Consider the following 13,089-nt stretch of genomic DNA (forward strand, 5'->3'; position numbering starts at 1 on the left):
GAGACAGAACCCAATGATTATCGACAGCCATGCCCACGTTTTTCCAGACCGAATGTGCCGCGCCACCATTGAAAAGTTGGCCGTTGCCAACCCAGAGCACACCTTGCCCTATTATAATGATGGCAGCGTGACAGGGGCTAAAGCCAAAATGGCAGAATGGGGCATTGATTTGGGAATCATCCTGCCCATTGCCACCAATGCCCGGCAGCAGGGGAATGTCAATGCCTTTGCCCTGTCAGTGCAGGAGGCAGAGGAAGCCTTTATCACCCTGGGCACCGTTTATCCCGATGCACCGGACTGTTTGTCGGTGCTGGATGCGGTGGTGGCTGGGGGCGCCCACGGCCTAAAGCTCCACCCCGATTATCAGGGGTTCTTTATCGACGAAGAGAAGATGCATCCCATTTATGCACGCTGTCAGGCTCTGGGGGTACCCATTCTTTTCCACACCGGTTACGACCCCATTTCTCCTGGCTGTATCCATGCCACACCAGAGGGAATCATCCGGGTGGCCAAGCAGTTTCCGGCGTTAACCATGGTGGCGGCCCATACCGGCGGCCTGGCCTTCGGTGAGGTCCCCCTGGATTGCTACAAGGGGATTGATAATCTTTATTTCGATACCGCCATTGCAAGCATCACTTTTACGCCAGAGGCCTATCGCAGGATCATTGACTGCTATGGCCCCCATCGTTTTCTTTTCGGTACGGATAATCCCTGGGGGGATGGGGCGAAGGATTTGGCGTTTTTTAACCAGGTCAGTCTTTCAGCGGAAGAGGAAGCATTGATCTTTGAAGGGAATGCCCGGAGTATTTTCCATATTTAAAAACTCAATGAAAAGGGGAAGATCTTATGAACAAATTGAAAAACTATACGCCAGTGGCTTGGATTGCCATTGCAATTTTGGTATTCATTGGCGGGCTGCTCCTGCTTTTTAATGTGTCACTGGCTTGGCAGATTATTGAAGTGGCGTCAGCCGCCCTGGTGTGTCTGGTGGGGGTTGTCTACTTTTTATCCGGTATGATCGGAACAGCCCAGGATCGCTTAAAGACGGTGTTGCTCGGTGGGGTTCTGGTGGTTGGGGGGATCATCATGTTCGTCGCCCCCTATTTAGTCAAGGATATTTTCAATTTGGTGGCTGGTATCCTGGGGATGATTATTGGGGTATTGGTACTGCTGAATGCCTTCAAGCTCAGATCTGACGGGGCCTGGTGGTTATCCACCCTTTTGGGGGGCCTAATCTACCTGTGTCTGGGCTTTGTCATGACCCAGGCGGATAATCAAGGCCGGCTTTTCGGGATCATCTTTGGGATCTATTTAATCTGCTTCTCCTTCAACATCTTTGCCGATGCTTTTGTGGCCTTAATGCGCAATAATGACGGTGCCAAGAAGGCGAAAAAGCGGATGCGCATCGCACTGCCGGCTATCTTTGCGGCATTTCTGCCCATGAAGATGTTAAAGCAGGTGAATGACCTGGTTCAGGAAGAGCCCGGGGAGCTGCTCATGCTGTCAGAAGAACGGCAGCATGAGAACATTGTCCCGGATATGGAAATTTACATCCACACCCGGGAAGGGCTGATTCCTGGAATGGGCCATGTGGACATCGCCCTGGGAGACACTGTTTATTCCTACGGGAATTACGATGATTCCACTTGGAAAATGGGGGGATTTTTTGCCGATGGGGTCTTAATGGAAATGAGCCGCCAGGACCACATCGACCAGGCCCTGGATGTGGAAAAGAAAATCCTTATGGTCTATGGTCTGAGCCTGGAACCAGAACAGCTAGCCGGGGTAAAGGGACAGATTGAAAAAATCTATGGGGATACCATTCCCTGGAAGCCCCTGGCCCAGCAGTGTGAAGAGGGTGAAATCCCCGGTCAGCCCGAAGACTTCAAGGATGTCTCCAGCGACCTGTACAACGCCACCAAGGCAAAGTTTTACAAATTTAAAAAAGGCAATGCCTTTAAGACCTACTACGCCGTGGGGACCAACTGTGTCGCCCTGGCGGATACCATCGTCGGAAAGAGCGGTATCGATATTTTGAGGATTAACGGGATTATTACCCCCGGGGCCTATTTGGATTATTTGGATGCTTTGTACGAACGGGGGGACACCATCGTGGTCACCAAGACCTTATATTGTATGGATGAAGACAAGCATGTCTCTGTCCAGGAAAATTGGAAGCGGAAGACAACAGAATGAAGCAATCTCAAAAAAACATGGGGATAGGGGTCGGTCTGACCCTTATCCTCCTTCTTGTTCTAGGCGGGTGTGCCTCTCAAAAGGTCACCACCCGAAGTGACTTTGCCCTGGACACCGTCATCACCATGACGCTCTATGGCAGTGAGGACAGCGGCCTGATGGACGGGCCCTTTCAAAGCATTCGGGAATGGGATAAAAAGCTCAATGCCTACAGCACCGACAGTGAAATTGGGGCCATCAACGGGGCCGCTGGTATTAAGCCCGTATCCGTCAGCCCGGAGACTTACGACCTGATTAAAACAGGCTTGACCTACTCCACCCTGACGGATGGTGCTTTCGATATCACCATCGGTCCCCTGGTGGATTTATGGGGCATTGGAGAGCCGGAAACCAAGGAGCCCCCCTCCGCCGAGGCCATTGCCCAGGCCTTAGCCCTGGTGGATTATAAAAAGGTGGTGTTAGACCCTGCCACCCACTCTGTCTACCTGACCGAGCCGGGCATGAAGCTGAACCTCGGAGCCATTGCCAAGGGCTTTATTGGGGAAGGGGCCAGGGCAGCCCTTCAATCCGAGGGCGTGGAGCATGCCATCCTGAATCTGGGGGGGAATGTGGTTCTCATTGGGGGGAAAACCAACGGCCAGGACTTTGTCGTCGGCGTGGAAGATCCAGAGGATAAAGGGAGCCCCCCCCTGGGGAGCATCCGCACCAGGGATATGGCCGTGGTCACCTCCGGGGATTACGAGCGGTATTTTACCGACGCCGCCGGTGTGCGGTACCATCATATCTTAAGTGCCAAAACCGGTCATCCCGCAGATAGCGGCCTCCATCAGGTCACCGTGGTGTGTGCGGATTCCACCCAGGCCGACGCCCTGACCACCTCTCTATTCCTCATGGGCGAGGATTTTGCCAAGGATTATATTGAAAAAACCGATGGGGTCGAGGGTATTTTAGTCACCACGGACAACACCATTTGGGTATCCAGCGGTCTTGTGGATTCCTTTGTTTTTGATGAGGGGAATAAGGGCGATCAATATCATCTGGAGAAAAAATAATAAATGCGTTTTAAAAGCAATGGAAATTTTGAAGGGGAAATGTGATATAATATTAAGAAAGAAAATTCGTCAAGTAGTCAACTTGATGAAACACCGATTACATATTTTATGAGTCATTGGAGGTAGATTATGAGTGACTTAGTACAAACCATCGGAAATCGCCTGCAGCGGCGTCGAAAGGCCTTGGGCTATAGTCAAGAGGTAGCGGCAAAAAAAGCGGGAGTACATCCAACCTATATCGGACAGGTTGAACGGGGAGAAAAAAACGCAACGATCACGAGTCTGAGCAAGATTTGTCAGGCTTTAGGATTCCCCATGGAACAGCTTTTTGAAAATTTGGATCCCTGGAATGAAGAAAAAAGTGTGGCGAACCAGTGCTACTCCCTGGTGGCGGAACAGCCTGAGGATGAGCAGGTGGCGTTACTTCAAATTTTAAAAACAACCGTGAATTATAAAAAAAATTAAGGGCCAGATTCTTTTGAACCTGACCCCTTTTTTGACCCCTTAACGAATAAAACCTTCCATCAAACGTTCCATTTGAAGACGCTTATAGTCCATGGAAGAATGAACATAACGGTTGAGAGTAAAACTCGTGCTGCTGTGGCCCAAAAGCTCACTGAGAGATTTAATATCCACACCACTTTCAATACAGCGGGTGGCAAAGGTATGCCGGAGGGAATGGAAATTGGCATGCGCGATTCCGCCATCAGACAAATATCGGGCAAAGCGCGCCTGCATGATTCGTGGCTCCATGGGCTTCACACTGCCTGACAAAAAGTAATGCTGGGGCAGGTCGGTACATTGGCGTAGCTCTTGAATGAGTATTTTGGGAATGGGGATATCCCGGAGGGAGTGATGGGTTTTCGGTGTGCTGATAATAACTCGTGTACCGCCACCATTCTGTTGGATGCGTTGAAGGGTTTCTCTAATTCTGATAATGCCATGGGTTAAATCAATGGCAGACCACTTGAGGGCGCACAACTCGCCGATACGAATGCCTGTGTACAGGCAAAGACGAATACCCAAGGCTGCATTATCTTGACAATCATTTTTCTTAAGGCATTTCTCTAAGGTTTTCTGCTCCAATTGGCTTAAGACCCGCATCTCCCGCTTCGGATTGTTCGAGAGGATATACGCATCGCAGGGTTCTTTGAGATACCCCTCCTTGTATCCATATCCCATAACACATCGAATCAGACTGGCAATATCCCGAATGGATTTGGGGGATAATCCCCCTTGCCATCCAAACGCCCATTAATACTTTTCTTAAGTAAAAATGCATTGATCCCCTGGGTGGTCATCATGGAAATCGGGCAATTCCCCCAATGGGGAAGGATATGGTTATCCATCAGCTCACAATAACGCATATAGGTTGACGGTTTAACCACCATCTGTTGGAAAGCCAGCCACTCCTGCTCAACCATTAAAAAAGAAGCCTTTCTTTCTCTCCGAATGGTTTCATGCCTGTCATTCGTTCGAGAATCAAGAGACTCCTGTTTTTTCCGTTTCACTTCCTTATAACTTTTTCCATAAACTGAATAGACCTGTGGTTTTCCTTTGTCATCATACCCAAAGGTATAACGGGCTTCCCAACGTCCATCCTTACGTTTTCGAATATTTTCACCATGTTTCATTAAAACCTCCAAGTTGACCCTCCAAATGACCCCTTAAACATTCAGTTGCTCCTTTATTTATCATGCTTTTACTTTTCGATATCAATATTCTTTCAATGAAAACCATTGAAGCTCTGAATAATTAGTGATTATCCATTGAAGAGTCGATTTTTATCTGATATAATTATAAACGAAATAAGAAAGAGTCCAAAATATGCAAAGAAAGCATAATAAAAAAATTTATCAAGTTGACTACTTGACGAAATCAGGAAAATGAAATGACAATTAAAAGTTTTACAGGAAAAGCACTTATACAACTTGAAAACATTCAGACCACTGAGCAAGTATTTTTATCTAAGATGTGGTCTTATTAATGTACATCAAATCAGGAAAATAAGAGCAGAAAGGCTTCAAACGAAAGACATATGGAAAACGAAAAAATTTCAACAATCTATGACAACCAAAAAGGCCTGCGCATCGGCCTCCTCATTATCGCGGATGCCATCGTCCTTTTTCTATCTTACTTCTTCGCCTACTATCTGGTATACAGCTTTCATATCCCCTTTGGTGAGATTCAGGCACTTGGGTGGACGTTGGCACTAGCCATTGTTCTTAAACTAGCTATCTTTTGGTTCACTCGAATGTACCAAACCCTTTGGCGCTACGCCAGTATTGAAGAGCTATGGCAAATTGTGGGCAGTGTGGCCAGTGCCAACTTTATCACCGTTGTCTTCTTTTATATTGTCAGTATGCGTATCCCCACTACCGTGCTGGTCCTCACCTTTATTTTTGACCTCATTTTAATTGGAGGGATTCGAATTCTCTACCGCAGCCTACGCCAAATGAAAAATGGGATCCGGGGGGAGAAACATCGGGTCCTCATCGTCGGTGCCGGAGAAGCCGGTATCAAGATGCTCAGAGAAATCAACAATAGTCGAAAGAACCTCTGCGTCACCGCCTTCATCGACGACGACCCCAACAAAAAGGGCCGCATGTTAAACGGCGTCAAAGTCATCGGCGGCCGGGATAAAATCCAAGAAGCCATTCAGGACCCCGCAGACTACGAAGAAATCATCATCGCCATGCCCACCGCCCCCAAAAGAGAACGCATCGAAATCGCAGAAATCTGCCACGCCACCGGCGTCCCCGTCAAAATCCTCCCCACCATTGAAGAAATCCTCGAATTCGACATCTCCCAGCAAAAGCTGCGGGACCTCCAAATCGAAGACCTCCTGGACCGGGACGAAGTCCACCTGGATAAAACCGCCATCAGTCAAACCATTAGCGGTAAGACCGTATTAATTACCGGAGGCGCGGGTTCCATTGGTTCCGAGCTTGCCAGACAGATTATTCGCTTCCACCCCAAAGAGCTGATTATTATCGATATCAACGAAAATGCCCTGTACTACCTGGAACTCGAGCTCACCCGCTACATCAATGAAACCCTCGTCCCCCAGGGCTACCCCGTCAAGCTCATCACCCGCATCGCCAGCATCAGAGAGCGGGAAATCATGGACGAACACTTTAGACTCCTGAAGCCCCAGATCGTCTTCCATGCCGCCGCCCACAAGCACGTCCCCTTAATGGAACGCACCCCACGGGAAGCCGTGCGCAATAACGTCTTCGGTACCCGCAACGTCCTGGAAGCCTGCGTCAATAACGGTGTCGACCGCTTCGTCCAAATCTCCACCGACAAAGCCGTCAACCCCACCAACGTCATGGGTGCCACCAAACGCATCTGTGAACAGCTCACTCAGATCTACAATGGCAAACACAAAACCGACTGCGTTGCCGTCCGCTTCGGCAACGTCTTAGGCTCCAACGGCTCCGTCATCCCCATCTTCAAAGAACAGATCGCAGCCGGCGGCCCCGTCACCGTTACCCATAAGGATATTACCCGGTTCTTTATGACCATTCCCGAGGCTACTCAGCTGGTCCTTCAAGCCGCATCTATGGCAAGGGGAGGAGAAATCTTTGTCCTCGATATGGGTGAACCCGTCAAAATCACCGACCTCGCCGAAAAAATGATCGCCCTGGCCGGCTACGAACCCTACACCGAAATCCCCATCCGCTTCGTCGGACTAAGACCCGGAGAGAAGCTCTACGAAGAGCTCAGCTGCGATATGGACGCCTTTGACCGGACGACTTTCGAGAGCATCTCGGTGGAGAAGCCGGTGGCGTATGATGTGCCGAAGGTCGAAGAAGCTCTGAAAAACCTAAAAGCACTCGCTGATGGGAATGACGATAAGGTAGTGGTTGAAGGAATACAAGTTTTAGTGCCGGAGTTTACACCAGACATAGAGAAAGAAGATTGAGACCTAATGGAAAAGAACATAAGAAACATCCCCTTTAGTCCTCCCGATATACGGGAGGAAGATATTAATGAAGTCATTGCTGCCCTTAAGTCAGGTTGGATTACGACCGGACCAAGAACAAAGGCCTTTGAAAAAGAATTATCAAAGTTTTATCATACTAAACGAACCGCCTGCTTAAGCTCCGCAACGACAGCATTAGAGTTAACACTAAGACTCTGCGGCATTGGACCTGGGGATGAAGTCATCGTCCCAGCCTATACATATACGGCATCTGCAAGTCCTGTACTTCATGTTGGGGCTAAGTTGATCCTTATTGATGCTGATCCTGACAGCTTCTTAATCAGCCCTAAGAAGGTTGCTGAAGCTATTACAGAAAAGACCAAAGCGATTATTCCGGTTGATCTAGGTGGAGTCATGTGTGACTATGACGCCCTCTTTGAAGTCGTGAAAGAACGGAAAAACCTTTTTTCCTCATCAGATAATCCCATCCAACAAGCATTTGGAAGAGTATTAGTCATTGCTGATGGTGCGCACTCCTTAGGTGCAACCTATAAAGGAAGAATGAGCGGCGAAGTAGCTGATTTTACAACCTTCTCCTTCCACGCAGTTAAAAACCTAACCACAGCAGAAGGTGGTGCAGTGACCTGGAAACCCATACCGGGGATGAAGGATGATGAACTCTACAATGACTTTATGCTGGGATCGCTTCACGGTCAATCGAAAGACGCTCTTGCTAAAACTCAGAAAGGCTCCTGGGAATACGACATCGTTTATCCGGCTTACAAATGTAATATGACGGATATCCAAGCTGCCCTCGGATTAATACAGCTTAAACGGTATGAACAAAGCATAGCCAGGCGGAAAGCAATTATAAAAAAATATAATGAAGCATTCAAGGATTTACCCGTTACAACACTATGCCATGAAACTGAGAATAGTTCATCCAGTGGACACCTCTATCTGATGCGAGTTCGCGGGCTTGATGAAGAGAAGCGGAACCAACTCATTATTAATCTGGCTGGAGAAGGTATTAGCACAAATGTGCATTATAAACCGTTGCCTATGCATACGGGGTATCAAAAGTTAGGGTTTGATATTAAAGATTATCCGAATGCTTATGCTCAGTATAAAAACGAAATTACGTTACCTTTGCATACTTGTTTAGCAGATGAAGAAATTGAATATGTCTGTCAAAGCTTTAGGTCGGCATTTAAAAGGTAATAATATGCTCTTAAAAAGATGGGAAGATTTACCGGGACAGATGCGTAATGACGCAGTAAAACCATATTATAAATACCTAGAGAAAAGAAAAGGGAGTTTAATCATTAAGCGTATCTTTGATGTTGGAATGTCATGTGTACTTCTGATTGTATTATCTCCGATTCTAGGTTTAGTGGCAATTTTAATCAAAAGAGACAGTAAAGGAAACGTGTTTTTTAAACAAAAACGGATTACTCAATATGGTAGGCCTTTTATGATTTTTAAGTTTAGAACTATGGTAGAAAATGCTGAAGCATTGGGAAGTCAGGTTACTATTCAAAATGATTCTCGAGTTACAAAAGTTGGACAGGTTTTAAGAAAATATCGTTTAGACGAACTACCTCAACTCATCAATATCTTAAAAGGAGAAATGAGTTTTGTTGGAACACGCCCGGAAGTGGAAAAATATGTTAATGCTTATACGGATGAAATGATGGCGACATTACTTTTGCCAGCCGGTGTGACTTCTGAAGCGAGTATAAATTTTAAAGATGAAGATCAATTGTTGAGTGATAGTGCAAATATAGACACCGATTATATTAGCGAGATATTGCCGATAAAAATGACATACAATTTAGCAAACATTAAAGATTATTCGCTTTTTAAGGATATGGTAGTGATGGTAAAAACGGGATTCAAGGTTTTGAGGTGAAATAGTATGGTGAATGGATTAGTTTCAATTATTATGCCATCTTGGAATACTGGAGCGTTTATTGCAGAATCCATACAATCCGTAATAAATCAGACATATAGGCAATGGGAACTCATTATAGTAGATGACTGTTCAACAGATAATACAGATGAGGTTGTGTCTACTTTTAATGACGATAGAATCAAGTATTTGAAAAACGAAAAGAATAGTGGTGCTGCATTAACGCGGAATAAAGCAATCCGTGAAGCAAAAGGTGAGTGGATTGCTTTTTTAGATAGTGATGATTTGTGGCAACCAGAAAAATTAGAGAAGCAACTTGGCTTTATGAATAAAAATGGATATGTGTTTTCATATCATGAATATGAAAAAATTGATGAAGACTCTAATCCGTTGAATGCTTATGTGTCCGGACCAGATGTTGTTGATAAACGAAAAATGTACAATTATGGATACCCAGGGTGTCTTACATTTATGTATAGTATGAAATATTTTGGACTAATTCAAATTAAAGACATCAAAAAAAATAACGATTATGCAATTCTTTTGAAGCTTTGCAAACATGCAGACTGTTATCTTTTAAAAGAGAATCTTGCGAAATATCGAATTCGTAAAAAATCAATTTCACACGATAAAATAATGAAAAAGCTTAAAAGTCACTATGATTTGTTCCATTTGTGTGATGAAAAGGAAGTACCTGTTGCATTCTGGTATGCCTCTTGGAATATGGTTTATGGTACTTTAAAAAAAAAGCGATATGAGAAGAATAAATAAGAAAGAACAGATGGGATAATATGAAAGTACTGGTAATGGGATCAAGTAAATTCCCAGTTCCCGCCGTTAAAGGCGGAGCTGTACCAAATTTAATTGAAGAATTAATTCAACAACAAGAGATTGAAAATAAAATTGATTTATATTGTTGTAGTTTATGGGATAAAGAGGCTGAAACTGAATCACAGAAATATATACATACAAAATTCTTTTGGGCAAGGATACCCCAGTATATTCATTGTATAGATCAGGCTGTCATAGCAATATTAAAAAAAATTTTTAGAATGGAAAGACTTCTTTCAATTGGTTTTCTGTTCCAAATCATATGGTTTTCGTTTTATACGGCTAAATTATTAAAGAAAGAGAATTTTGATAAAGTAGTTTTCGAAAACTCTGTACCTTTGCTCTTTGCGTTAAAGTTAAATGGGAATAAAAGAAAATATCAGGATAAGTATTATATACATATGCATAGTATTCCTAGAAGATACTATGGAAATGCAAGAGTATTTTCTGAATGTAAAAGACTTATTTCAATTAGCGAATATGTAGCGAATGAAATAGTAGCAGATAGAAGAGTCATCATTAGACCTGAGCAAGTTAAAGTGATGTACAATTGTATTGATATTGGATTAATGAAACCAGGGACAAAAGATGAAAATTATAAGCTAAGAGAAAAATATAGTCTTGCACAAGATGAGAAGGTAATTCTATTTGTAGGAAGATTATGCAAAGAAAAAGGGATAGAAGAAGTAATAAAATCTGTTATTGAAATAGAAAATCAACAAATAAAATTGATTATTGTTGGTACGAATTTTTATAATTCAGGGATAGTTAGTCCATATGAAGAATATTTACAGAAATTAGCACAGCCAATTAAAAAACAAATAATTTTTACCGGGTATGTAGATTATTCAAAAATGCCGTATTTGTATAATATTGCAGATGTCGTTGTATTACCTTCAATGTGGGAAGAGCCTGCTGGTATGACCATTATTGAGGCTATGGCTTGTTGTAAGCCTGTCATAACGACTTTATCGGGAGGGATTCCAGAATATACCGGGGAAAATAATTGTATTGTTTTGGAGAAAGACAATACTCTGATTTTAAAGATAAAAAGCAGTATTATAAATGTATTAAATGACCCATTCTATGCGAACGAACTTGCTAATAGAGGTCATGATAGGGCAAGAAGATATAACAAAGCTTTTTATTATGAACAATTTTTGAAAATTTTAGTAGAAAGTTAACGAATATGGCAAAATATAAAATTGGAATTGTCGGATATTTTGCAAAAGGGAAAAGCAGGGCTGGTGGACAGGAAGCTAAAACCTGTTCGATTGATAGAGCACTAAAGGAAAAATATGGCAAAAAAAATGTGTTGAATATTGATACTACCGATTGGAAAGACAAACCATTTCAATTGCTATGGGGATTGATTAGATTAGCAATTCAATGTGATAACATTATTATGTTACCGGCTCAGAATAGTATTAGAATTTTTATTCCCATTTTACAGGATCTAAATTTTTTACTTCAACACAAATTATTTTACTCGGTTGTCGGAGGTTGGCTTCCGGAATATCTTACTAAAGAAAAAAAACTTGCGAATCGTGCGAAAAAGTTGAATTGTATTTTTGTTGAAACAAAGTCTATGAAAAAATCACTAAATGAAATGGGGTTTTCAAATATTGATATAGTCCCAAATTTTAAGTATTTAACACCTGTTGATGAGAAAGATTTAAATCAAGCTGCATATCCACCCTACAATATTTGCACTTTTTCAAGAGTTATGAAAGAGAAAGGAATTGAAGATATAATTTGTGCGGTTACAAATATTAATTCTAGGTATAAAAAAGTAGTATTTCAACTGGATATTTACGGAAAAATAGATGATGGCTATTTACTTGACTTTAGAAAAATCCAAGAATCATTTCCTGAATTTATTTCCTATAAAGGGATGGTTGAGCCAGAAGAAAGTGTTACTGTATTAAAAAACTACTTTGCATTAGCTTTCCCAACTAGATACTATACAGAAGGAATTCCTGGTACGCTAGTTGATGCATATATGTCGGGAGTTCCTGTAATCTCTGCTTTATGGGGAAACTCTGAAGATGTTTTTATTGATAATATAACAGGATGGGGATATAAGTTTGAAGATATAGGGGATTTAGAGAGGGTGCTAGAAAAGATTATTGAAAATCCAGAAAATTTTGTAAAAATGAAAAAAAGTTCACTCGAATGTGCAAAAAAATACTTACCGGAAGATGCAATTAAAATTATATGTTCCTATTTTGAAAAATAATCAAAGGAGAATTATTGGAATGGGGATAAGTATATATAATATTAAAAAATGGTCCAAAATGCTAACTGGGAATAGTATTATGCATGTCAATCAAAATATGGGACAGAGCTTTATTCCAGGGAAAATTGAAGGCTATTTTAATAATTTGACTGAAAAAGTTTTAAAAGATCAAAATACTTTACGTAGACAAGAAGTACCAATTACAACAGATGAAGTGGCAGGAAAAGTACATTTTCCAATTGCAATTTTTCAATATGGACTTGGTGCATATGATTTGTTTTTACAAACAAAAGAAGAGTGCTATTTAGTTCAATTTTGGAATTGCGTTAATTGGGCAATTGCTAATCAGAAAAATAATGGAAGCTGGAATAATTTTGGTTTTGTTTGTCCAGATGCACCATACAGTTCGATGTGTCAAGGCGAAGGCGTTTCTCTTTTAGCGAGAGCCTACATTGTAGAAAAAAATGAATTTATTTTGAAAGCAGCAAAAAAAGCAATTGATTTCATGCTTTTGCCTGTTGAAAAAGGTGGTACTGCAAAATATATAGAAGATGATTTGATTCTATTAGAATATACAAATAAAGCATGTGTTTTGAATGGATGGATTTTCTCTATTTTTGGATTGTATGATTATGTATTAATGACAGGTGAAAAAAAATACAAAGAATTGTTGGATAAATCAATACAAACGCTTGAAAGCCATATTGAAGAATTTGATGGTGGATATTGGTCTATGTATGATTCAGAAGGGATTATTTCGAGTCCTTTTTATCATAATCTTCACATTGCACAATTAGAAGCGTTAGAATTGGTTTTTAAAAACAGTACTTTTGAGAGATACAAAAATAAATTTGTAGAGTATAAGAATAACAACTGGAATTATCGAAAAGCATTCATCAAAAAAGTAGTTCAAAAACTTATGGAGAAATAA

Annotated in this window: 13 protein-coding genes; 11 read left to right on the forward strand and 2 right to left on the reverse strand. The window is 42.1% G+C overall.

The window, feature by feature from the left end; genetic code table 11:
• Positions 1-13 precede the first annotated feature (13 nt).
• From BLW33_RS02680 to BLW33_RS02695, 4 genes are all read left to right on the forward strand, one after another.
• Positions 14-820 (forward strand): amidohydrolase family protein, encoded by an 807-nt coding sequence (locus BLW33_RS02680; protein WP_090304795.1) that lies wholly within the window; start codon positions 14-16, stop codon positions 818-820.
• Positions 821-846: 26 nt separating this feature from the next.
• Complete coding sequence (locus tag BLW33_RS02685; protein WP_176966595.1) at positions 847-2,196, forward strand: HdeD family acid-resistance protein; 1,350 nt, start codon at positions 847-849, stop codon at positions 2,194-2,196.
• Positions 2,193-3,248 (forward strand): FAD:protein FMN transferase, encoded by a 1,056-nt coding sequence (locus tag BLW33_RS02690; RefSeq protein ID WP_242911574.1) that lies wholly within the window; start codon positions 2,193-2,195, stop codon positions 3,246-3,248. The genes BLW33_RS02685 and BLW33_RS02690 overlap by 4 nt, the downstream gene beginning before the upstream one ends.
• A 129-nt stretch (positions 3,249-3,377) precedes the next feature.
• Positions 3,378-3,713: a helix-turn-helix domain-containing protein gene (locus BLW33_RS02695; RefSeq protein WP_090304797.1), complete on the forward strand. Its 336-nt coding sequence runs from the start codon at positions 3,378-3,380 to the stop codon at positions 3,711-3,713.
• Positions 3,714-3,752: 39 nt separating this feature from the next.
• On the opposite strand, the gene BLW33_RS02700 is transcribed toward BLW33_RS02695, so the two are convergent.
• Positions 3,753-4,430 carry a site-specific integrase gene (locus BLW33_RS02700; protein WP_090304798.1) on the reverse strand — a complete coding sequence of 226 codons (678 nt, stop codon included), beginning with the start codon at positions 4,428-4,430 and terminating at the stop codon, positions 3,753-3,755.
• Between the two features lie 11 nt (positions 4,431-4,441).
• Positions 4,442-4,882, reverse strand: a complete 441-nt coding sequence (locus BLW33_RS02705; protein WP_090304800.1) for a tyrosine-type recombinase/integrase — start codon at positions 4,880-4,882, stop codon at positions 4,442-4,444.
• A 404-nt stretch (positions 4,883-5,286) separates the two neighbouring features.
• On the opposite strand from BLW33_RS02705, the gene BLW33_RS02710 reads away from it, so the two are divergent.
• Genes BLW33_RS02710 through BLW33_RS02740 form a run of 7 tightly spaced genes read left to right on the forward strand, consistent with a single transcriptional unit; the run spans position 5,287 to position 13,089 of the window.
• A complete protein-coding gene (locus tag BLW33_RS02710) occupies positions 5,287-7,176 on the forward strand; it encodes a polysaccharide biosynthesis protein (RefSeq protein WP_090304802.1) in 1,890 nt (629 codons plus the stop codon).
• A gap of 6 nt (positions 7,177-7,182) precedes the next feature.
• Positions 7,183-8,397, forward strand: coding sequence for a DegT/DnrJ/EryC1/StrS family aminotransferase (locus BLW33_RS02715; RefSeq protein ID WP_090304804.1), 1,215 nt, complete (start codon positions 7,183-7,185; stop codon positions 8,395-8,397).
• Positions 8,360-9,088: a sugar transferase gene (locus BLW33_RS02720; RefSeq protein ID WP_242911575.1), complete on the forward strand. Its 729-nt coding sequence runs from the start codon at positions 8,360-8,362 to the stop codon at positions 9,086-9,088. Before BLW33_RS02715 ends, BLW33_RS02720 begins: the two co-directional genes overlap by 38 nt.
• 6 nt (positions 9,089-9,094) lie before the next feature.
• Complete coding sequence (locus BLW33_RS02725) at positions 9,095-9,859, forward strand: glycosyltransferase family 2 protein (RefSeq protein WP_090304808.1); 765 nt, start codon at positions 9,095-9,097, stop codon at positions 9,857-9,859.
• A gap of 20 nt (positions 9,860-9,879) precedes the next feature.
• Positions 9,880-11,103, forward strand: a complete 1,224-nt coding sequence (locus BLW33_RS02730) for a glycosyltransferase family 4 protein (protein ID WP_090304809.1) — start codon at positions 9,880-9,882, stop codon at positions 11,101-11,103.
• Between the two features lie 5 nt (positions 11,104-11,108).
• Positions 11,109-12,158, forward strand: coding sequence for a glycosyltransferase (locus BLW33_RS02735; protein ID WP_090304811.1), 1,050 nt, complete (start codon positions 11,109-11,111; stop codon positions 12,156-12,158).
• A complete protein-coding gene (locus tag BLW33_RS02740) occupies positions 12,121-13,089 on the forward strand; it encodes a D-glucuronyl C5-epimerase family protein (RefSeq protein WP_090304813.1) in 969 nt (322 codons plus the stop codon). The genes BLW33_RS02735 and BLW33_RS02740 overlap by 38 nt, the downstream gene beginning before the upstream one ends.

The organism is Eubacterium aggregans, from assembly GCF_900107815.1.
GTDB classification, from domain to species: Bacteria; Bacillota; Clostridia; order Eubacteriales; family Eubacteriaceae; genus Eubacterium_O; species Eubacterium_O aggregans.